The sequence below is a fragment of the Agromyces flavus genome, from assembly GCF_900104685.1.
In the GTDB taxonomy this organism is placed as follows: domain Bacteria; phylum Actinomycetota; class Actinomycetes; order Actinomycetales; family Microbacteriaceae; genus Agromyces; species Agromyces flavus.
The window spans coordinates 2,040,710-2,061,426 of the sequence record NZ_LT629755.1; the positions used below are offsets into that span (position 1 = coordinate 2,040,710).

Annotated in this window: 19 protein-coding genes; 2 read left to right on the top strand and 17 right to left on the bottom strand. The window is 71.7% G+C overall.

Annotation, left to right across the window (positions count from 1 at the left end):
• Nucleotides 1-43: 43 nt before the first annotated feature.
• From BLT99_RS09595 to BLT99_RS09635, 9 genes are all read right to left on the bottom strand, one after another.
• Nucleotides 44-1,519: a sugar transferase gene (locus BLT99_RS09595; RefSeq protein ID WP_092671533.1), complete on the bottom strand. Its 1,476-nt coding sequence runs from the start codon at nt 1,517-1,519 to the stop codon at nt 44-46.
• A 159-nt stretch (nt 1,520-1,678) separates the two neighbouring features.
• Nucleotides 1,679-2,293 carry a thymidine kinase gene (locus BLT99_RS09600; RefSeq protein ID WP_092671536.1) on the bottom strand — a complete coding sequence of 205 codons (615 nt, stop codon included), beginning with the start codon at nt 2,291-2,293 and terminating at the stop codon, nt 1,679-1,681.
• Nucleotides 2,294-2,965 carry a response regulator transcription factor gene (locus BLT99_RS09605; protein ID WP_092671539.1) on the bottom strand — a complete coding sequence of 224 codons (672 nt, stop codon included), beginning with the start codon at nt 2,963-2,965 and terminating at the stop codon, nt 2,294-2,296.
• Nucleotides 2,955-4,094 (bottom strand): hypothetical protein, encoded by a 1,140-nt coding sequence (locus tag BLT99_RS09610; RefSeq protein WP_133988482.1) that lies wholly within the window; start codon nt 4,092-4,094, stop codon nt 2,955-2,957. Before BLT99_RS09610 ends, BLT99_RS09605 begins: the two co-directional genes overlap by 11 nt.
• Entirely contained in the window at nt 4,091-5,380 is a 1,290-nt protein-coding gene (locus BLT99_RS09615) for a sensor histidine kinase (protein WP_092671545.1), read from the bottom strand. The genes BLT99_RS09610 and BLT99_RS09615 overlap by 4 nt, the downstream gene beginning before the upstream one ends.
• Nucleotides 5,381-5,485: 105 nt before the next feature.
• Nucleotides 5,486-6,604 carry an Rv2578c family radical SAM protein gene (locus BLT99_RS09620; protein WP_092671548.1) on the bottom strand — a complete coding sequence of 373 codons (1,119 nt, stop codon included), beginning with the start codon at nt 6,602-6,604 and terminating at the stop codon, nt 5,486-5,488.
• A 160-nt stretch (nt 6,605-6,764) separates the two neighbouring features.
• Entirely contained in the window at nt 6,765-8,546 is a 1,782-nt protein-coding gene (locus BLT99_RS09625) for an ABC-F family ATP-binding cassette domain-containing protein (protein WP_092671551.1), read from the bottom strand.
• Between the two features lie 322 nt (nt 8,547-8,868).
• Nucleotides 8,869-10,404, bottom strand: a complete 1,536-nt coding sequence (locus tag BLT99_RS09630) for a malate:quinone oxidoreductase (protein WP_092671554.1) — start codon at nt 10,402-10,404, stop codon at nt 8,869-8,871.
• Between the two features lie 96 nt (nt 10,405-10,500).
• On the bottom strand, nt 10,501-10,920 hold the full coding sequence (locus BLT99_RS09635) for a hypothetical protein (protein ID WP_092671557.1): 420 nt from the start codon (nt 10,918-10,920) through the stop codon (nt 10,501-10,503).
• Between the two features lie 87 nt (nt 10,921-11,007).
• Between BLT99_RS09635 and BLT99_RS09640 the strand changes: the two genes are divergently transcribed.
• Nucleotides 11,008-11,628: a MerR family transcriptional regulator gene (locus BLT99_RS09640; RefSeq protein ID WP_092671560.1), complete on the top strand. Its 621-nt coding sequence runs from the start codon at nt 11,008-11,010 to the stop codon at nt 11,626-11,628.
• A 102-nt stretch (nt 11,629-11,730) separates the two neighbouring features.
• Here the strand turns inward: BLT99_RS09640 and BLT99_RS09645 are convergent, their stop codons facing one another.
• The 6 genes from BLT99_RS09645 to BLT99_RS09670 all read right to left on the bottom strand — a co-directional run bounded on the left by BLT99_RS09645 (nt 11,731) and on the right by BLT99_RS09670 (nt 18,101).
• On the bottom strand, nt 11,731-12,786 hold the full coding sequence (locus BLT99_RS09645) for an aspartate-semialdehyde dehydrogenase (RefSeq protein ID WP_092671563.1): 1,056 nt from the start codon (nt 12,784-12,786) through the stop codon (nt 11,731-11,733).
• Between the two features lie 162 nt (nt 12,787-12,948).
• Entirely contained in the window at nt 12,949-14,223 is a 1,275-nt protein-coding gene (locus BLT99_RS09650; RefSeq protein WP_092671566.1) for an aspartate kinase, read from the bottom strand.
• 129 nt (nt 14,224-14,352) lie between these two features.
• Nucleotides 14,353-14,706 (bottom strand): nuclear transport factor 2 family protein, encoded by a 354-nt coding sequence (locus BLT99_RS09655; protein WP_092671569.1) that lies wholly within the window; start codon nt 14,704-14,706, stop codon nt 14,353-14,355.
• 87 nt (nt 14,707-14,793) lie between these two features.
• The gene (locus tag BLT99_RS09660) at nt 14,794-15,156 is read right to left on the bottom strand and encodes a nuclear transport factor 2 family protein (RefSeq protein WP_092671572.1); all 363 of its coding nucleotides are present in this window, start codon (nt 15,154-15,156) and stop codon (nt 14,794-14,796) included.
• A 59-nt stretch (nt 15,157-15,215) separates the two neighbouring features.
• Nucleotides 15,216-15,812, bottom strand: a complete 597-nt coding sequence (gene recR / locus BLT99_RS09665; protein ID WP_092671575.1) for a recombination mediator RecR — start codon at nt 15,810-15,812, stop codon at nt 15,216-15,218.
• 3 nt (nt 15,813-15,815) lie between these two features.
• Nucleotides 15,816-18,101, bottom strand: coding sequence for a DNA polymerase III subunit gamma and tau (locus BLT99_RS09670; RefSeq protein WP_092671578.1), 2,286 nt, complete (start codon nt 18,099-18,101; stop codon nt 15,816-15,818).
• 98 nt (nt 18,102-18,199) lie between these two features.
• Here BLT99_RS09670 and BLT99_RS09675 point away from each other — a divergent pair, with 98 nt between their 5' ends.
• The gene (locus tag BLT99_RS09675) at nt 18,200-18,628 is read left to right on the top strand and encodes a TraR/DksA family transcriptional regulator (RefSeq protein WP_229724310.1); all 429 of its coding nucleotides are present in this window, start codon (nt 18,200-18,202) and stop codon (nt 18,626-18,628) included.
• Nucleotides 18,629-18,638: 10 nt separating this feature from the next.
• Here the strand turns inward: BLT99_RS09675 and BLT99_RS09680 are convergent, their stop codons facing one another.
• Nucleotides 18,639-20,105, bottom strand: a complete 1,467-nt coding sequence (locus tag BLT99_RS09680) for an MFS transporter (RefSeq protein WP_157674971.1) — start codon at nt 20,103-20,105, stop codon at nt 18,639-18,641.
• Nucleotides 20,102-20,689 carry an ArsR/SmtB family transcription factor gene (locus tag BLT99_RS09685; protein WP_092671584.1) on the bottom strand — a complete coding sequence of 196 codons (588 nt, stop codon included), beginning with the start codon at nt 20,687-20,689 and terminating at the stop codon, nt 20,102-20,104. The genes BLT99_RS09680 and BLT99_RS09685 overlap by 4 nt, the downstream gene beginning before the upstream one ends.
• Nucleotides 20,690-20,717 lie beyond the last annotated feature (28 nt).

Genomic DNA, 20,717 nt, shown 5'->3' on the forward strand with positions numbered 1-20,717 from the left:
CGAACCGGCACGCCGACGGCGGCTGCGGCACCCGGCCGTCGCATCAATACGCGCCCTGTGCCCGGACCACGGCGCGCGCGGTGCGGTACAGGATGATGACGTCGCCCGTCAGCGACCAGTTCTCGACGTAGTAGAGGTCGAGGCGCACGCTGTCGTCCCATGAGAGGTCGGACCGCCCCTGCGTCTGCCAGAGTCCGGTGATGCCCGGACGCACGAGCAGTCGTCGCAGCGCCCAGTCGTCGTACCGCTCCACCTCGCTCGCGAGGGGCGGTCGCGGCCCGACGAGCGACATCTCGCCTCGCAGCACGTTGAGCAGCTGCGGCAGCTCGTCGAGGCTGTAGCGTCTCAGGACGGCGCCGATGCGCGTGACCCGCGGGTCGGTGCGCATCTTGAAGAGCACCCCGTTCCCGTCGGTCCGGTCGAGCAGCGTGGGCAGCTGGGTCTCGGCGTCGATCACCATCGAGCGGAACTTGAGCATGTGGAACGGACGGCCGTTGAGCCCCACGCGCTCCTGCGAGAAGATCGCCGGCCCCGGGCTGTCGCGACGCACGCTGATCGCGATGAGCAGGAAGAGCGGGCTCAGTACGACGAGCGCGACGGATGCGACGACCAGGTCGAACGCGCGCTTCGCCGCGTACTTGCGGCCCGAGAACTCGGGGTAGTCGACCTGGATGAGCGGAAGTCCCGCGACGGGACGTGCGTGGATGCGCGGGCCCGCGACATCCGTCAGCGCCGGCGCCACCACGAGATTCGTGGACGTCGTCTCGAGCCGCCAGCCGAGCTCGCGCATGCCGCGGGGGTCGATCGTATCGGCACCCGTGAACACCACCGTGTCGGCGCGCGCCTCGTCGAGGACGCGATCGAGGCTGTCGTAGTCGCCGAGCACGGGGATGCCGGGTGCGAGCTCGTGTGCGGACTCGCCGTGCTCGGTGATGGCGCCGACGATCTCGATCCCCGAGACGCCGTCGCGCGCGATCTGCTCGGCCACGTGCGCCGACTTCTGCCGCTCGCCCATCAGGATGGCGCGGTGCACGAACCGCCCCTGCACTCGCTGTCGGAGCAGCCACTTGCGCCATGCCCAGCGGCCCGTGATGAGCAGGACCAGTCCGAGTGGGAAGGCGACGAGGACGTACGCGCGGCCGACCTCGGAACGCAACAGGAACGCGCCGATCGCGAGGATGGCGAACACGCGGAGGCTGGCGTCGGCGATGCGCCGGTACTCGCTCGTGCCTGCGCCGACGACCGTGCGATCACGCGTCGCGAAGAGGGCGAGCGAGATGAACCATCCGGCCGCGAGCAGTGCGGACACGACGGCGTAGCTGATGAGGACGTCGGCACGTTCGCCGACCCCCGGGATGCGCAGCGACGTCCCGGACGTGCCGAACCGGATGAACTGGGATCCGTAGACGGCGAAGAGGATGACGGCCAGGTCGGTGACCAGCAGGCGCCGCGCGTACGCGCGCTGCCACTCGGCGACCGCCTCGGCAGGGGTGGTGTGGGACTGCCGAGTGAGCGTCATGCTTCACCTCCGACGCGGCCCCGTCTCGGGTTCGGGTGCCGAGCGCTTCCCATCGTCGGGCCGATGGGCATGGTCAGGTTACCGCCATTCCGAGTCCTCTCAAGAGGGGACCGGAGTATCTCCCCCCGAACTGGGGCGACCGAGGTCGGGTAGGCCCGGTCAGTGACGGCCGTCGAGCACTCCGCGGCTCTCCTGCAGGTAGCAGACCCCGCACAGCGACTCGTACGCGACATCGGCCCCGTCGATCGCGACCTGGTCGCCGTCGAACACGTATCGTCCGTCGATGCGCCGGCCGTTGAAGATCGCCTTGCGGCCGCACCGGCAGATCGTCTTCAGCTCTTCGAGGCTGTGCGCGATCTCGAGCAGTCGGCGGCTTCCGGTGAAGGCGACGGTCTGGAAGTCGGTCCGGATGCCGTAGGCGAGCACGGGAATGTCGTCGAGCAGCGCGATGCGCAGCAGGTCGTCGACCTGTTCGGCCGAGAGGAACTGCGCCTCGTCGACCAGGAGGCAGCTGACGTCACGACCGTGCTCCTCGATCACCGGGGTGCGGTGGCGCTGGAACACGTCGAGCACCGGATCGTCGGGCGCGATCGTGAAGTCGACCTCGCGGACCACTCCGAGGCGCGAGACGATGCTCCGGTCGCCCTTGGTGTCGACGGTCGGCTTGGCCAGCAGCACGCGGTGGCCGCGCTCCTCGTAGTTGAACGCGGCCTGGAGCAGCGCGGTCGACTTGCCCGAGTTCATCGCGCCGTACCGGAAGTAGAGCTTCGCCATCTACTCGAGCATTCCGTCCTCCGCCACTCGGCGGATCAGTTCGGCGCGACGCCCGGCCGGGCGGCCGACCTTGGCGTACTTGTCGCGCGCCCGTCGCAGGTAGGTCTTCGCTGTCTCGTAGCCCACCGACATGCGCCTGGCCACCTCGGCGGTCGAGAGTCCCTGCGCGTACAGCACCAGCGCGCGACGCTCGGCATCGCTCAGCCCGGCGTCGGGCGGGGCGGCGACATCGTCGGACGCCTCGTGGCCCGCGGATGCCGCGGCGCCGATTCGCGCCATCCGTTCACCGGCGGCGACCCGTCGCGCGACCGCGACCAGGTCGCTCACGGGAAGCGTCTTCGAGACGAACGCGGCAGCGCCCGCGCCGAGCGAGCGCTCGCGGGAGGAGTCGTCGTCGAGCGCGGTCACGACGACGACCGCGGCGCCGGCCGCACGGCACGCGCGGATCCTCGACTCGATCGAGATGCTCTCGCCGAGCTGGAGGTCCATCAGCACCACGTCGACCGGAAATTCGGGGTGCCGCACGAGGTCGAGCCAGCGAGTGGTGCGGATGACGACGCGCAGGTCGGTCGCGTGCTCGTCGATCCAGCCGGCGAGTCCGTCGACGATCAGGGCATGGTCGTCGAGGATCCCGACGCGAGCGGGGGGCGACGCGTCGGGTTCAGGCGTCATAGCGGAACTCCACGCGCATATTCTCTCGCGTCGAGGCGACATCGCCGCGCAGCCCGACCGAGCGCGCGACCGCGAGGAACCGATCGAGCTCGCGACGCGTGGGCGGCGCACTGCCCGACTCCGACTCGAGCACCACCCGGTCGGTTTCCTCAGCAGACGAGACGGCCACTCGGATGGCGCGCGAGCGGCCGCCGGCCGACAGCCACGAGACCAGTGCGGTGAGGGCGGGGCGCTGGTCGCTGCGCAGTCGTGCCGCGCCGCCACCGGGATCGTCGACCGTGACGACCACACCGCGCACGGCGGAGACCGAGGCGGCGAGATCGTCGAGCCAGGTCGACTCGAGGCCCGCCTTGAGCGCGCGGCGAAGGGCCTCGGCGAGCTCCCGGGCACGGTCGGCATCCGCGACCGTCAAGCGGTCGGCGTTCATGACCTGCGCGAGGAACGGGAGCACCTCGCGGCTGAGGACGGAGACCCTCCCCTGCTGCACCGAGCGGGCGATGCCCGCACGAAGGCTCGCGTCGCGCTCGAGCGCTGCGACGTTGGCCTGTCGCTGCCACGCGAGCGTCTCGCGGACGATCGCGGCGGAGTAGCCCGCCGCGGCGGCGGCGAACGCGAGCACCGTGACGGCATCGACGATGACGACGGACGCCGCGGTCACGCGCGGGAGCGAGGGATCGGCGGATCCGATCTCGAGGATCACGAGCACGGCGGTGGCGATGCCGCCGGCGACGAGCAGCGAGAGCCACGTGCAGTACGGTGCGACCGAGAGGATCAGGATTCCGACCACGAACGGGCCGTAGTCCTCGTAGCCCGCACGATCGGCGCCGATCGTCGCGACGAACTCGGCGATCGCTCCGCTGACCGCGAGGCTCACCGTGACCCAGAGCCGATCGGCCGTGAACGGGTTCCGACCGGGCAGCGCCGAGACCGAGGCGACGACGCCCGCTCCCGCGACGAGCGCGATCGCGAGCAGCGCGACCGCCGGCGCCGAGACAACTCCCCATTGCGCCACAGTCACGCCCACGGCCACGGCGACGGCCAGCGCCGAGCCCACGACGACCAGCGGCGCGGCGGCGACCCCGCCGATCGGGTCGACCTCCTGCTGCGTGAGCCGCATCCGGGTGCTCATCCGTCGCCCTCCGGAACGGTCAGCATCACGGTGGTCCCGACGCCGGGCCGCGACCAGATGCGCGCGGTGCCGCCTTCCTGCTCGATGCGCCCGCGGATCGATGTGCGCAGGCCGATCCGGTCGTCGGGGACGGCATCGGGATCGAATCCCGCGCCGCCATCGATGACCACGACCGTGACCTCGCCGTCACCGGGATCGACCGCGACCTCGGCCTCAGCGACGCCGGCGTGGCGGACCACGTTGATCAGGCACTGCGCGACGGCGGATTCCAGCGCGTCGCGCCGCGCAGGCGTGAGGGACTCGAGGGCCGCCGGCGGCCCCGCGACATGCACCGCGACCCCCGCGTCTCGCGCGATGCCGAGCGCCTCGGCGAGCGGCGGAGCCGACGCCCGGGACGTCGAGCCGGGTCCCGTCGCGCGCCTGTCCGCGGCCGCGCGACTCGCGGCGGGCCGACCCGTGCGATCCGTGTGCGATCCGTCGCCCGCGGCCTCGGTGTGGTCGCCCGCCCAATCGCGGCCCACGATGAGCGACAGGTCGTTCCGGATCGCGCTCCGCAGGCGTTCGTCGACCGCGCCCGAACCGGCCGTCGCGATCGCGACCAGGTGGCTGAGCGCGGTGTCGTGCAGCCGGGCGATGGCGCGGAGCTCATAGTCGTGCCGGATGGTCAGCTCGCGGGTCTGCTGGCTCGCCCGGTGCAGCGCCGTCTCGCGGCGATCGACCGCGCGCCGAGCGGCGGCGTCGAAGGTGCGGGCGACGACCACGATGCCGAGCACCGCGAGGGCCGGCAGGCTGGGCACCCAGGGTGCACCGGCCACCGTGGCGCCCAGGAACGCCGCCGCCTCGCCGAGCCCCCAGCCGAGCACGGCCCAGGTGATCGCGATGCCCGATCCGATTCCGGCGCCGCCCACGAGGATGAGCGCGGCGCGCGACAGCGCGACGAGCGCGTTGTCGGCCGCCGCCTCAACCTCGCCCGATGCGAGCAGCATGACCGTGAGCCCGAACACCGCGGCCGTGCCGCCGACGAGCGCCATCACGGTGAGCGTCACCGTCTCGTAGCGGGCCACGAGGTAGAGGAGCAGTGCCTGCACCGAGAGCAGGACCGTCGCGGCGAGCGCCGCGCGCTGTCGGTCGGGGCCCTCGCCGGCCGGCAGGGAGGCGGCGACCGCCGACGCGATGGTGACCAGGAGCGCCGCGCCGAGGCAGACGGCCGCGGCGCTCTGCCCGGCACGCGCGAGGGCACGACTCAGGGATTCCCTCGCGAGATGCTCGGGCAAGCCGAGGGTCATCCGTGCTCCGATCCCGGCCGATGGCGCGGCCCTTGCCGGATTATCGCAGTTCGCGCACGCGGTGGTGCATTTCGTTCCGGCCCCGGGGTCCCGCGACCATCCGGGTCAGAACAGCATGGCGGGGGCCGCAGCGTCGAGGGGCAGGTCGCCGAGCTCGGAACTGCGCCCGATGGGTGACGCCGACGCGTCAGCGATGGTCGCTGCGGCGGCTCGTCTCGGGCGACGTCCGAGTGCGGAGGATCGTACGCCGCCGGTCACCGAGTCCTCGCGACCGCGCTCGAGACGGTGCGCCCGGATGAGCGGCCGGATCCGTTCGGCGAGCCATTCGCGGTACTCGGCCGGCGCATACGCGCTGGCACCGGGGTACATCGCGCGGTAGCGGGGCACGAGTTCGGGGTGCTCGCGCCCGAGCCACCCGAAGAACCACGGCTTGACGGCGCCGCGGAGGTGCAGAGCCGAGTAGATGACGCTCGTGGCGCCCGCCGCCTTCGCTCGACGAAGGGCTTCGTCGAGGTGGGCTCGGGTGTCGGTGAGGTACGGGAGGATCGGCATGAGGAACACCGAGCAGTCGAACCCGGCGTCGCGTGCGGCGGTCACCGTGGCCAGGCGCGCCGCGGTCGTCGGGGTTCCGGGCTCGATCGACTGCTGCAACTCGTCGTCGTAGACCGCGATCGACATGGCGAGGTCGACCGCGACATGCTCGCGCGCCGCTGCCAGTATCGGGAGGTCGCGGCGGAGCAACGTGCCCTTGGTGAGCACGCTGAACGGGGTTCCGCTGCCGGCGAGCGCCTCGATGATGCCCGGCATGAGCGAATAGCGCCCCTCGGCACGCTGGTACGGATCGGTGTTGGTGCCGAGCGCCACGGGTTCGTGCCGCCACGACGGTCGCGCCAGCTCACGTCGCAGCACGTCGGCGACGTTGACCTTCACGATGATCTGCCGATCGAAGTCGTGTCCGGCGTCGAGATCGAGGTAGTTGTGCGTCGGACGGGCGAAGCAGTAGACGCATGCATGCGTGCAGCCCCGGTAGGGGTTGATGGTCCAGCCGAAGGGCACGTACGACTGGCCCGGAACCTTGTTGAGGGCCGACTTCGCGAGCACCTCGTGGAAGGTCACGCCGGCGAACTCGGGCGTCTGCACCGAGCGGACAAGGTTGTTCAGCCGGGCCAGGCCAGGCAGCGCATCGGGCTGGTCGACGCCGAGTTCCTGTCCGTTCCATCGCACCCTGACATTCGAACACATGTTCGAATTCGAGGCAAGCGGAATCGCGGCGCGCCGGCAGGGGTCCGGCGCGAGCGACCGTCGCTGCCCCGGAATCGGGTGGAAAGGTATCCCGCGGATACCTTTCCACCCGGTCTTGCGATCGGATGATGCGGCTACGCGACTACGCGGCAACGCGGGACCGCGTCGACGCGCCGCCGAGCGCGAGCGTCTCGCCATCCCAGCGCCGCCGCAGCCACCGGTCGTGGCTCGCGATCACCACCGCGCCCGGATAGCCGCCGAGCGCCTCCTCGAGCTCGCCGGCGAGCGCGAGCGAGAGGTGGTTCGTCGGCTCGTCGAGCAGGAATACGTGCGGCGGCGACGAGATCACGAGCGCGAGCGCGAGACGTCGCTGCTGCCCGACCGAAAGTCGTCCGACCGACCGGTCCAGGTCGCGCGGCGCGACGAGGCCGAGCCCCGCGAGCGGGACGCGCTCGGCGCGCCGCTCCCCCAGCGCCCGCTCGTAGATCGCGCGCGGCGTGGCATCCGGATCGGCGAACCGCACGTCCTGTTCGAGCAGCCCTACCCGCAACCCTCGCCGGCGGTGCAGCACGCCCCGGTCGGGCGCGACGCGACCCGCGAGGAGCGCGAGCAGCGTGGACTTCCCCGCGCCGTTCGCGCCCGTGACGAGCAGACGGGTCGCGGGTTCGATGCGCAGCGACTCGAGCTCGAGCCGTCCGCCCACCGCGATGTCCGCGCCCTGAAGCAACGCCCCGGACTCCTGGTCGAGCACGTGCGAGCCTGACGGGATACCCGCGAACGACAGGGGCGCGGGCGGCGCGGCCAGCTGGGTGCGCTCGAGTTCGCTGAGTCGCACCTCGGCATTGCGCACGCGACGCGACACCGCCTGCTCGACGCCCTCTCGCTTGAAGTGCTTGAGGAACTTGTCGTTGTCGGTGGGCGCACGACCGTGGGCGACCGAACGCGCCGACTCGGCGACGGTGAGACGCAAACGGCGCAGCTCCGCCTGCTCATCGTCGTGCTGTCGTTCCCAGCGGACCCGCTCGTCGGCGCGGACCTCGAGGTACTCGCTGAAGGTGCCGCCGAAGACCGTGCCGACGGATGCCGCGAGCACAGCCGCACGCGAGCCGCCGCCGCTCGTTCGACCCCCGGCCGCCTGCGCGACCGAGGTCGCGCCGACACGTCCGGGGTCGAGATCCAGCAGGCTCGTCGCGACGCGGTCGAGGAACTCGCGGTCGTGGCTGGCGAACACGACCGGTCCGCGCCAGGCGCGGAGCCGATCCTCGAGGAACGCCGCAGCGTCGTCGTCGAGGTGATTCGTCGGCTCGTCGAGCAGCAGTGCGTCGGGCGACGCGAGCAGGAGCGCGGCCAGGGCGAACCGGCTTCGCTGACCGCCCGACAGTTCTCTGATGCGCCGGTCGCGTCCGAGGCCCGACAGCCCGAGGCCGTCGAGCAGTTCGTCGCGACGGCGATCGACGGACCACACGTCGGCCCGCTCAGCCGTGGCGAGCGCGGCGGCGTAGCGCTCGGCGGCGTCGGCGGCGTGATCCGGCTCGGCGAGGGCCGACGCGGCCGCGTCGAGCTCGCGCTCGATCGAGCGAACCTCGGCGATCGCCGACTCGAGCACGTCGTCGACGCGGTCGTCCGACGCGAACGGCAGCTCCTGGAGCAAGATGCCCGTGCGCGCCGGTCGCGCGATGCGCCCGTCGACCGCGGCGCCGGGCAACGGGTCGTCGTCGGCGGACGACGACCCCGCGGCATCCGTCGACCCCGCTGCGATGACGCGCAGCAGCGTCGACTTGCCGGCGCCGTTCTCGCCGATGAGGCCGAGCCGCTGGCCGGCCGCGACCGCGAAGCCGAGGTCGGAGAGCACGCGCCGATCGCCGAAGGCGACGGACAGTCCGTCGACGCACAGGTGGGTGGAGGAAGAGAGGTTGACTGGCATGAGGGTGGATCCCCTTCGCGAGAATGCCCCGAGCCGCCGCCACGCACGACCGCGGGAGCGGAACCGGACGACGCGTCGAACCGGTCGCGCGCCACGCGAGGGAGGCGGCGACGGCCCGGGACGGAGATGGATCCCGCCGGGTGTCTGCCGTCGTCGGAGCGCGCGCGAACACTGTCGCGATCAGTGCGAAGAGCACACCCCGGATGTCAACGGCGCCTCAGGCGCGGGACGATGGGATGTGCTCACTTCATAGCGAGCACGACCATAGCAGACTCGCGCGGCCCGAGTCGAGTCGTGTCGTGCCGCTGCCGCGAACGGAAACTCAGGCGGATGCCAGTGCCGGAACCTTGACCGCCGCCGCGATCTCGCCCTGCGGCTCGCCGGCGTCGAGCCCGAGCACGGCAGCCGTGCGCGCCAGCGACGCGGCGGCGAGCTCGGGATCATCGGACAGCGTGGTGCCGTAGGACGGGATCATCTCGCGCAGGCGCGGCTCCCACTCCCCGACACGGTCGGGGAAGCACTTCGCGAGCACCTGCAGCATGATCGGCACGGCGGTCGACGCACCGGGCGACGCACCGAGCAGGCCCGCGATCGTTCCATCCGCACCGGAGATGACCTCGGTGCCGAACTGCAGCACGCCGCCCTGCTTCGGGTCCTTCTTCATGACCTGGACGCGCTGGCCCGCCGTGATGAGCTCCCAGTCCTTGCTCTTCGCGGTCGGCATGAACTGGCGCAGCGCCGCGAGCTTCTTGTCGCGCCCGGCGAGGAGCTCGGAGACGAGGTAGCGCACGAGGTCGAAGTTCTTGAACGCGACCTGCAGCATCGGGATGATGTTGTGCAGCCGGATCGAGAAGGGCAGGTCGAACCACGTGCTCGACTTGAGGAACTTCGGCGTGAAGCCCGCGTAGGGCCCGAACAGCAGCGAGGTCTCGCCGTCGACGACGCGCGTGTCGAGGTGCGGCACCGACATCGGCGGGGCACCGACGGCGGCCTTGCCGTAGACCTTGGCATTGTGCTGGGCGACGATCTTCGGATCGGTCGTGCGCAGGAACTGCCCCGAGATCGGGAAGCCGCCGTACCCCTTGATCTCGGGGATGCCGGCGTGCTGGAGCAGCGCGAGCGCGCCGCCGCCCGCACCGACGAATACGAACCGCGCGCGCACGACGCGGGGCGTGTTGCCGACGGTGTGGCGCACGCGGAGCCGCCAGGTGCCGTCGTTCTGCCGCTTCAGCCAGGTGACCTGGTGGTTGTTGTGGATCTCGGCGCCGCGCTGCTCGAGGTCCCGCAGCAGCAGCTGGGTCAGGGCGCCGAAGTCGACGTCGGTGCCGGAGGTCGCGCGGGTGGCGGCGATGCGCTGGCGCCGGTTGCGCTTCTTCGCGAGCAGGGGAGTCCACTCGGCGAGGGTGTCGATGTCCTCCGTGTACTCCATGTCGGCGAAGAGCGGCTGGCCCTCGAGGGCGGCGCGCCGCTTGCGCAGGTATTCGACGTTGGCCTTGCCGCTGACGAAGGTCATGTGGGGCGTGGAATTGATGAACTGCTTCGGGTCGCCGATGGCCCCGGTCTCGACGAGGTGCGACCAGTACTGCCGGCTGACCTGGAACTGCTCGTTGATCGAGACGGCCTTGTCGGCGCTCACCGTGCCGTCGGGCGCTTCGGGCATGTAGTTCAGCTCGCAGAGCGCGGCGTGGCCGGTGCCGGCGTTGTTCCAGGGGTTGGACGACTCCTGGGCCGCGCGGCCGAGTCGTTCGTAGAGGCGGATGCTCCAGTCGGGCTGGAGCCTCGAGATCAGGGAGCCGAGCGTGGCGCTCATGATGCCCCCGCCGATCAGCACGACGTCGACGGTGTCCTCTGAGTTCACGGGTTCCAGTCTAAGTCCGCCCGGATGGACGCGATGACCAGCCGATCTCCGCCCGGGCGCCACGGCGGCGAGGGCCCGGCGGAGTTCGCTTTCGCGTCACAGCGCGGCGACGCCGGCCGCGATCAGTCCGACTCCGGCCGTCGCGAGGCCGATCGCGAGCGACGCGGCGCCAATCCAGAGCAGCAGGATGGCACGTCCCGGCCGCTGCGGGTCGCGGCCCAGGACCGACAGGAAGAACCCGGCAGGCATGAGGATCGCGGCGACGGGCGCGCCGAGTCGGGCGATCCAGAGCCAGGCGCCGTCGAGCGCGGCGGCCGAGACCACGGTGAGGATCGCCACCGAGAGCACGATGAGCACGGCGGCGTGCGCGTGGCCCGCGCGGAAGAACGACACCTGCAGGGCGTTCGCCGGAGCGTAGCCGCGCACCACCCGGGTGAGGAACCATCCGCCGCTCTCGACGGTGATCAGCGCGAGCAGGAGGGCTCCGATGAGGATGAGGTCGATGGAGGACGGCATGGCGTGCGCCTTTCCGGTCGGATCATGATTGGATAGTGGTGCTCTCCAATACTAGAGAGTTGCACTATCCAATGCAAGGAGGCCGGGATGCGCATCTCCGCACTCGCCACGGCGACCGGGCTGTCCGTCGCGACCATCAAGTTCTACCTGCGGGAGGGACTGCTCCATCCCGGCGTCGCGACCTCGGCGACTCAGGCGAGCTACGACGACGCCCACGTGCGCCGGCTGCGCCTCATCCGATCGCTCATCGGGTCGGTGGGGCTCAGCGTCCAGCAGGCGCGCGCCATCCTCGACCTCGTCGACGAGCCCGGCGACGACCTGTACGCGACGCTCGGACGCGCCGTCTCGGCCCTGCCCCCGACGGTCGAACCCCCTCGCGACGACGACCCCGACCCGTTCCCCCGTGCCCGGGAAGCGCTCGAGTCCCTCGGCCAGGTGTTCGATCCCCGGTTCGCGGCCGTGGCACAGCTCGAGTCGGCGCTCGCGGCGGCCGATGCGGCGGGCATGCCGATCTCGGCGGAGCGGCTGAGCGCCTACGGTGCGCGACTGCGCGACATCGCGCAGTACGACCTCGACCGGATGCCCGACGACCCCCACGCCGCGGTCGAGTACACGGTCCTGGGCACGGCCGTGTACGAGCCGGTGATCCTCGCGCTGCGGCGACTCGCCCACCAGGACGTAGCCGCGCGGCGCGGCCTCGGCCGCTGAGGCGCAGCGGAGCGAACGGCCCGCTCCGCGGTGGTGCGGGGGCGGGCCGTTCGACGAGGCCTCAGTGGCGCGCGGTGCGAGCGCGCGGCCGCGACATCCGGTCTAGACCGCGGCCGGCAGCTTCGCGGCGACGAGCTCGGCGATCTGGACGGCGTTGAGCGCGGCGCCCTTGCGCAGGTTGTCGTTCGAGACGAAGAGGACGAGGCCCTTGTGCTCGGGGGCCGACTGGTCCTGCCGGATCCGGCCGACGTAGCTCGGATCGTTGCCCGCGGCCTGCAGGGGCGTCGGGATGTCGCTGAGCTCGACACCGGGCGCGGCGGCGAGCAGCTCGGTCGCGCGCTCGGGCGTGATGTCGTTCGCGAACTCGGCGTGGATCGACAGCGAGTGTCCCGTGAACACGGGCACGCGCACGCACGTGCCCGCGACGCGCAGGCCCGGCAGCTCGAGGATCTTGCGGCTCTCGTTGCGGAGCTTCTTCTCCTCGTCGGTCTCGAGGTCGCCGTCGTCGACGATCGAACCGGCGAGCGGGATCACGTCGAAGGCGATCGGGCGCGCGAACTTCTGGGGCTCGGGCATCGTCACCGCGTCGCCGTCGTGCACGAGGCCGATGGCATCCTGCTCGACCGCGGCCTTCGCCTGCTCGAGCAGCTCCTCGCCACCCGCGAGGCCGGCACCCGACACGGCCTGGTACGTCGAGATCATGAGGCGCTCGAGGCCCGCCTCGTCGTGCAGCACCTTCAGCACGGGCATCGCGGCCATCGTGGTGCAGTTCGGGTTCGCGATGATGCCCTTGCGCGCCTCGGCGATCGCGTGCGGGTTGACCTCGCTCACGACGAGCGGCACCTCGGGATCCATGCGCCAGCCGCTGGAGTTGTCGATGACGGTCACGCCGGCCTCGGCGAACCGGGGAGCCTGCGCCTTCGACAGCGTCGCACCCGCGGAGAAGATCGCGATGTCGAGGCCCGTGGGGTCGGCCGTGGAGGCATCCTCGACGACGACATCCTCGCCCTTGAATGGAAGCGTGGTGCCCGCCGACCGCGCCGACGCGAAGAAGCGGATCGACGCGACCGGGAAGTCGCGCTCTTCGAGGAGACGGCGCACGACCGCGCCGACCTGTCCGGTGGCGCCGACGACGCCGATGTTCACTCCGTGTGCCATGGTGCTCCCTCTCGTGGCCCTCAAGTATTCAGGAGATCGCTGGGAATTCAGGATCCGAGGGCGCTTGGCCGTCCTGTTCTGGCAGCGTTCTCCTGAAATCCGGCAGCCGATCGACGGATGGCGCGTCCGCGACGGTCGCGGCATCCCCCTCGTCTCGGCGCGTCAGCGACCGGTGCCCGCGTACACGACCGCGTCGCTGTCGCCGTCGAGGTCGAACGCACGGTGCACGGCGACCGCCGCGTCGTTCACGCTGTCGGCCCGCGTGACCACCGAGATGCGGATCTCGGAGGTGGAGATCATCTCGATGTTGATGCCGGCCTCGTACAGCGCCTCGAACAGCTTCGCCGAGATGCCGGTCGCCGATCGCATCGCGGCGCCGACGAGCGAGAGCTTGCCGATCTGGTCGTCGTACTGCAGCGACTGGAAGCCGAGCGACTCCTGCGCGTCGGAGAGCGCCGTGAGCGCGCGCTCGCCGTCGGACTTCGGCACGGTGAACGAGATGTCGGTGCGTCCCGTGGCCGCGGCCGAGACGTTCTGGACGATCATGTCGACGTTCGCGTTGGTCTTGGCGACGATCTTGAAGATCTTGGCCGCGGCGCCGGGCACGTCGGGCACGCCGACGACGGTGATCTTGACCTGCCCGAGGTCGACCGCGACTCCGGCGATGACGGACTCTTCCACAGCTTCTCCTTCGGGAAGGCGCTCGGGGTCGTAGACGATCGTCCCCTCGCTGTTGTTGAACGACGAGCGGACGTGCAGCGTGACGCCGTGGCGGCGTGCATACTCGACGGCCCTGATGTGCAGCACCTTGGCGCCGGATGACGCGAGCTCGAGCATCTCCTCGCTCGTGATGCGGTCGAGCTTCCGGGCCTTCTTGACCACGCGGGGGTCTGAGGTGAACACGCCGTCGACGTCGGTGTAGATCTCGCAGACGTCGGCCTCGAGTGCGGCCGCGAGCGCGACGGCCGTCGTGTCGCTGCCTCCTCGGCCGAGCGTGGTGATGTCGCGCGACTCGCGGCTGAACCCCTGGAAGCCCGCGACGATCACGACCGCGCCTTCGTCGAGCGCCTCGCGCAGGCGCACCGGGGTGACCTCGACGATGCGGGCGGCGCCGTGCGTGGCATCCGTGATCATGCCGGCCTGGCTGCCGGTGAACGACCGCGCCTCGTGGCCCATGCTCTTGATGGCCATCGCGAGCAGCGCCATCGAGATGCGCTCGCCCGACGTGAGCAGCATGTCGAGCTCGCGCGGGGCGGGCATCGGCGTGACCTCGTGCGCAAGGTCGAGCAGTTCGTCGGTCGTGTCGCCCATCGCGGAGACCGCCACGACGACGTCGTTGCCGGCCTTTCGCGCCTCGACGATGCGCTTGGCGACCCGCTTGATGCTCTCCGCGTCGGCGACGGAGGATCCGCCGTATTTCTGCACGATCAAGCTCACGTGGGCGCTCCCGGGGTGACTGGGCCGGGGAAATGCTCACCCGGCGCCGGAAGGTCCATCATACGGCGGCACGCATTCCGCCCCCGCCATGTGACGGGGGCGCTGCGGCCGAGGTCGCGTGCGCCGGTGTCAGCGATCGCGCGCCATGTACCACTCGGTGAACCGGCTCGCGCGCCCGTCCGGCGCAAGCCGGATCACCCAGAGGTTGTCGTAGAGCTTCTCGGCCGGGTAGTCGGTGCGCCCCTGCACGATCACGGTGTCGTCGGTCTCGATGAGCACCTCCCAGTCGAACGTCCACTCGCCCGGCTCGTCCTTCGAGTCGAGCCATCCGGCGATGATGGCCTCTCGGCCGCGCAGCGCGTCGGGGTCGTCGGGGCTGTACTCGTACACGGCGTCGTCGGTGAAGATCGCGGCGATGTCGTCGGGGTCGTTGCTCTCCCAGGCTCGCACGTACCCCTCGACCCACTCGGTTCCAGCGCTCATGCGCTCCGTTCTACTGGCGGGCGGGAGTGGCGTCAACGGGGTGGCGACGGCCTCATGCGCACCCCGTTCGAGATGATGGCGCTGCGCTCAGTCGCCGCCGTGTGGGCGCGGCATGTACCACTCGGTGAACTCGGTGGCACGGCCGTCGTCGGCCAGGCGGATGATCCAGAGGTTGAGGTAGTCCCGCTCCGCCGGATACTCCGTTCGGCCCTGCACGAGCACGACGTCGTCATGCTCGTGGATGATCTCCCAGTCGAAGGTCCACGTTCCGGGTTCGTCGAGGTCGTCGACCCATCCGGCCACGATCGCCTCGCGCCCTCGGCGCGGCTCGACATCGGGTGCGGTCAGGTAGACGGCGTCATCGGTGAAGAGCGCCCCGATCTCGTCGGGATCGTTCGACTTCCACGCCGCGACGTAGCCCTGGACCCACTCTGAACCTCTGCTCGGCATGGTTCGATCCTCAGCGGAGCCACCGACATCGGTGGCGGCGGCCGGGCGGTCGCGCCGGTTCAGCTGACGACGCGGCGCCCTTCGAACGCGCGGCCCAGCGTGACCTCGTCGGCGTATTCGAGGTCGCCGCCGACCGGCAGGCCCGAGGCGAGGCGCGTCACGCGGATCTCGAGCGTCGTGAGCAGCCGGCTGAGGTAGGTCGCCGTCGCCTCGCCCTCGAGGTTGGGATCGGTGGCGATGATGACCTCGCGGACGGTGCCGTCGGCGAGCCGCTGCATCAGCTGGCGGATGCGCAACTCGTCGGGCCCGATGCCGTCGATCGGGCTGATCGCCCCGCCGAGCACGTGGTAGAGCCCGCGGAACTCGCGAGTCCGTTCGATCGCGACGACGTCCTTGGCCTCTTCGACGACGCAGATGAGCGACGCGTCACGCCGGGGATCACGGCAGATGGAGCAAGTGGACTCCTCGGCGACGTTGCCGCAGATCTCGCAGAACCGCACCTTGTCGCGCACCTCGAGCAGGATCTCGGCCAGCCGGGAGACGTCGAACTGCTCGGTCTGCACGATGTGGAACGCGATGCGCTGCGCGGACTTGGGACCGATGCCGGGAAGGCGCCCGAGTTCGTCGATCAGCTCCTGGACGATGCCCTCGTACACGCGTTACCCTCGCTCGCCGAATCGCGCGGGCGGAGCCTCGACCTCTTCGAGGAACGTGGCGCCGAGGAGGTCGCGCACCACGGCCTCGCCGTAGCGCTGGATACCGCCGTTCGAGGGCTCGGCCGGCGCAGGGGCGGGGGCGCGCCCTCGCCCTCGCCCTCGTGCGGGCGCCGACTCGATCGGCGCGTCGTCGCCGACCGGGTCGGGCCCGGGGTCGAACGTCGGCTCGACGTCGGGCGGCGGCGCATCGGCCTCATCGGGTGGTGGAACGTCGTCGGCGGGCTGCGGACTCGGCCGAACGGCCGGACGGTCGATGACGGCGATCGCGGCGCGAGCCGACGGCGAGTCCGCGGCCGCCGACCCGGTCGCGGCCGGGTCGGATGTGGGGATCGCGACGGTCGCCCAGGAGTCGACGGGACCGGCGCCCGCATCGGTCACGGCCCGCGCCGGGGAGGTCGAAGCCGGCCCTCGCGTCGAGGTGGCCGTCGATCGCGAATCCGCTGACGCGTTCGGCGCGGGCGCCGAAGCGGCGCTTCGGGCCGACGCCGCGGATCGGGGCTGCGGCGGGTCCGCCGCTTGGCGGTCGCCCTGGTCGCTCGTGCCCGGTTCGGTCATGGGCGTCGCACTCTGGCCACCGTCGGGCGCTCCGGGCGCGATCACGCGTGGGATGAACTTGACCTGCACGCCGAGCACCTCGGCGATCGCGCCGCGCAACAGCTCGGCGGGGCTCTGGGTGCCGGTGCTCCCGCGGAGGTCCTGCACGTCGTTCTGGCTCGGGAAGCCGAGGACGAGCACCGACTCGTCGGTGCGGTACTCGAGCACCTGAGCCGTCAGCGCGGCCATCCAGGCGGTGCGCTTCGTGCGTTCGAGCACGCTCAGGATCTCGGGCCAGGCGTCGCGCACCTGCTCGAGGGTCACCGGCCCGACCGACTTCGGGCGGGGCGCAGACGAGCCCGAGGGCGCGTCGGCCGGCGTGGGCGCGGTGGCCTCGACGGGCCGCTCGGCGGGCGCTGCGGCGGGAGCGGAGGCCGCGCCCGATGAGGCGCGCGTGGCGGACGGCTCGCGGCGGGACGCGGGCGCGATCGACGGGGTATCCGGACGTTCGGCCGGCCCCGTGGCATCCGTCACGCCGACTCGCCGCTCGAGCCGCTCGACCCTGGCGAGTGCGCCTCGCTCGGTCGCGTCGCTCGCGGGCACGAGCACCCGTGCGAGCATGAGCTCGAGGTGCAGGCGCGGCGAGGTGGCGCCGGTCATCTCGGTGAGCGTCTGGCTGACGAGGTCGGCGACCCGCGAGAGCTCGGCTGCGCCGAACGCCGCGGCCTGCGTGGCCATGCGGGCCAGTTCGTCGGCGGGCACGCCACGCAGCACGGCGGCCGCGGCCTCGGGACTGGTCGCCGCCACGACGATGAGGTCGCGCAGACGCTCGAGCAGGTCTTCGACGAAGCGCCGCGGATCCTGACCGGTCTGCATCACGCGGTCGGCGGCCGCGAACGCGCCCGCGGCGTCGGCCGCGCCGATCGCGTCGACGACCTCGTCGAGCAGCGCGCCGTGCGTGTAGCCGAGCAGCGCGACCGCGCGCTCGTAGCCCACGGTCGACCCCTCGGACCCCGCGATCAGCTGGTCGAGCAGCGACAGCGTGTCTCGGGGCGAGCCGCCGCCGGCGCGGACCACGAGCGACAGCACGCCGGGCTCGACCTGCACGCCCTCGTCGTCGCACAGCTTCTGCACGTAGTCGAGCATGGGAGCGGGCGGCACGAGCCGGAACGGGTAGTGGTGCGTGCGCGAGCGGATGGTGCCGAGGACCTTGTCGGGCTCGGTCGTCGCGAAGATGAACTTCACGTGCTCGGGCGGCTCTTCGACGAGCTTGAGCAGCGCGTTGAACCCCTGCGGCGTCACCATGTGCGCCTCGTCGAGGATGAAGATCTTGTACCGGTCGCGGGCCGGTGCGAACACCGCTCGCTCGCGGAGGTCGCGTGCATCGTCGACGCCGTTGTGGCTGGCCGCGTCGATCTCGACCACATCGAGCGAACCGCCGCCCGCGCGCGACAGCTCGACGCAGCTCGGGCACACGCCGCACGGGGTGTCGGTCGGCCCCTCGGCGCAGTTCAGGCACCGCGCCAGGATGCGCGCCGAGGTGGTCTTGCCGCAGCCGCGCGGGCCGCTGAACAGGTACGCGTGGTTCACCCGATCGGTGCGGAGCGCCGTCATGAGGGGCTCGGTGACCTGCGACTGCCCGATCATCTCGGCGAAGGTCTCGGGCCGGTAGCGGCGATAGAGGGCGGTGACCACGCGTCAATCGTAGTCGCGGCATCCGACACCGCGGCCGGGGCCCGAACCGCCGTGCGACGGCACCTCGGCGTCCCTGTCGCCCGGTGGGCGTAGGATGCGTGCACCGCATCGGTGCGGGCGCGACATCCGGCCGGTGCACGACGACGGAGGTGGGCATGACGGGCATCCGCAGCGCCGGGCAGATGGAGCGGTTCCGAGAACTGCTGCTCGCGGAACGTCGCGAAGCGGAGGAACGGCTCCTCTCGCAGAGCGAGGGGATCACGGCCGTGCGCGAGGCTCGATCCGACGGCTCCGTCGACGACGAGCACGATCCCGACGGCCCGACGATGAGCCAGGAGTGGTCGCAGCGCACCGCGGTGCTGCACGACGTCGAGCACGAGCTCGCCGACATCGACCGCGCGCTCGCGCGCATCGACGCCGGCACCTACGGCATCTGCGAGCGCTGCGGCCAGAAGATCTCGGTCGGCCGACTCGAGGCGCGCCCGACGGCGACCCTGTGCATCGACTGCGCGCGCCTCGTGCGCTGAGCACCGCGCACTACGACGAGCGCGACGGCTCGGCGACCTCGTCGAGGCGGGACCCTGCAGTGCTCGACGATGACGCATCGGCCTCGGCGACGTCCACCGAGACAGCGGATGCCGCGTCCCGCGCCCCCGCGAGCCCGTCGAAGCCGCGCAGCACGAGCGGACTCGCGCCGAGCACCGCGTAGAGCGCGGCGGCTCCGGCGAGCACCGGCACGAGCCCGAACGCATCCACGGCGAGGCCGGCGGCGAACGCGCCGACCGGCATCGAGGCGGCCACGCCCGAGGTGAGGGCCCCGAACACGCGGGCGCGCATGCCGTCGGGGACCACCGCGAACAGCGCTGTCGCGATCATGGGGTTGAGTGCCCCTGCCGCCAGCCCCGACAGCGCCAGCACCGGGAAGAGCACTGCGCGCGGCGCCTCCAACGCCATCGCCAGGTAGGGCGGCGTGCCGGCCAGGACGAAGCACGCCGCGAACATGAGCCGGCCGGAACCGCGATGCCCGACCAGACCGAAGAGCGCCGATCCGGCGAGTGCGCCGGCCGCGAAGCAGCCGATCATGAAGCCGAGCGCGGCCGGATCGCCGAGCACCTGCGAGGCGTACACCGGCTTGAGCACCGTCATGCCCGCCGCGTCGATCGCGTTCGTCAGCGTGACGAGCAGGACGACGGCGCGCGCGAGGGGGGTGCGGACTATGAAGCGGATGCCCGCGACGAATCCGGCGGCGCTCGAGGCGACGTCAGTCTCTCCGGCCGAGGCCGCGCGACCGGCGGAGCGGCGCCGCCCCGGAACGAACACGGCGACGAGGAGCGCCGACACGGCGAAGCCCGCGGCATCCGCGACCAACGCGGTCATCGGGCCGGAGATCGCGACGAGGGCGCCCGCGGTCCCCGCGCCCACCATGGTCGCGGTGCGCTGCACCGCCGACTGCGCCCCGGCTGCCCGGGCGAGCGGTGTACCGGCGAGCGCAGCGAGGTCGGGCATGAGCACGGTCTTCGCGGTGTCGCCGGGCGGGTCGAGCAGTCCACCGAGGAACACGAGGGCGAGCAGCGCGCCGAACGAGAGGAGGCCCGCCGCGTCGAGCAGCGGGATCGCCAGTACGGTCGCGCCGCTCGCGACATCCGCCGCGATGCTCGACGTCCGATACCCGAATCGGTCGACGAGCACCCCGCCGAACGCGCCGCCGATCACGAGCGGCACGGTCGCGAAGATCCCGGCGACGCCGGCGGCGAGCGGTGAACCGGTCTGCTGCAGCACGATGAGCGGGATCGCGACGATCGCGATGGCGTTGCCTCCGAGCGAGCACAGTTGCGCGGCGAACAGGGCGACGAGCGGGATGCGGCGTCGGCCGCCACGACGGTTCGCAGGAGAATCGGCGACGTGCGGGTCGCGCGCGCCGGCTCGATCCGGCACATCGCCGGTTCTCCTGCGAACGTGATCGCCCGGCTCGGCGACGGCGTCGCGCGGTTCGGCGGCGCTCACGCGTCGCTCCTCGGGAAGACGTGCGTGATCCACCGCACGGCGCGGGCGCCGTCGCGCGGCTCGCGCCCGCGAGCCCACCACTTCTCGCGCACCGCGGCGAGATCGGCGGCCAGCTCGCGGAACTCCTCGAGGGTGAGCTGCGCGGCGCCGTCGCTCGAGTCGGATGCCGCGACCCACTCGGGGTCGAGCGCGACCTCGGCCTCGAGCGCGTCGAGCAGCTCGCGGTGGTACGCCTCGAGCACGGCGCGACGAAGGGCATCGGATGCCGCGTGCCGCTCGGGATCGTCGAGGAATTCCTCGGTGCGCCAGCTCGTCACCTCGTGCGCGGCGCGCCACCAGCGCTCACGGCGGTCGCGCGCGAGTTCGGGCGCCTCTTCGACGAACCCGTGCTTCGCGAGCGTCGCGATGTGATAGCTGACGGATCCCGCGGCCTCGCCGGTGCGCTCGGCGAGCATGCCCACCGTGGCGGGCCCATCGACTCGAAGCATGCCGAGCACGCGCAGCCGCACCGGATGCGCGAGCGCGCGCATGGGCCCGGCGTCGCGGAGCCGGATGCGGTCGGGGTCGGGGCGCGACTCGTCCATACGATGAGGCTAGACCTACAAGATCTCT

Bases quoted from the DNA above. Each gene is read 5' to 3' on its own strand.
- BLT99_RS09635 (WP_092671557.1), bottom strand. From the start codon at position 10,920: ATGCCGTCCTCCATCGACCTCATCCTCATCGGAGCCCTCCTGCTCGCG.
- BLT99_RS09655 (WP_092671569.1), bottom strand. From the start codon at position 14,706: ATGAGCGCTGGAACCGAGTGGGTCGAGGGGTACGTGCGAGCCTGGGAG.
- BLT99_RS09610 (WP_133988482.1), bottom strand. From the start codon at position 4,094: ATGAGCACCCGGATGCGGCTCACGCAGCAGGAGGTCGACCCGATCGGC.
- BLT99_RS09600 (WP_092671536.1), bottom strand. From the start codon at position 2,293: ATGGCGAAGCTCTACTTCCGGTACGGCGCGATGAACTCGGGCAAGTCG.
- BLT99_RS09645 (WP_092671563.1), bottom strand. From the start codon at position 12,786: ATGGCACACGGAGTGAACATCGGCGTCGTCGGCGCCACCGGACAGGTC.
- BLT99_RS09640 (WP_092671560.1), top strand. From the start codon at position 11,008: ATGCGCATCTCCGCACTCGCCACGGCGACCGGGCTGTCCGTCGCGACC.
- BLT99_RS09615 (WP_092671545.1), bottom strand. From the start codon at position 5,380: ATGACCCTCGGCTTGCCCGAGCATCTCGCGAGGGAATCCCTGAGTCGT.
- BLT99_RS09625 (WP_092671551.1), bottom strand. From the start codon at position 8,546: ATGCCAGTCAACCTCTCTTCCTCCACCCACCTGTGCGTCGACGGACTG.
- BLT99_RS09605 (WP_092671539.1), bottom strand. From the start codon at position 2,965: ATGACGCCTGAACCCGACGCGTCGCCCCCCGCTCGCGTCGGGATCCTC.
- BLT99_RS09595 (WP_092671533.1), bottom strand. From the start codon at position 1,519: ATGACGCTCACTCGGCAGTCCCACACCACCCCTGCCGAGGCGGTCGCC.
- BLT99_RS09685 (WP_092671584.1), bottom strand. From the start codon at position 20,689: ATGGACGAGTCGCGCCCCGACCCCGACCGCATCCGGCTCCGCGACGCC.
- BLT99_RS09660 (WP_092671572.1), bottom strand. From the start codon at position 15,156: ATGCCGAGCAGAGGTTCAGAGTGGGTCCAGGGCTACGTCGCGGCGTGG.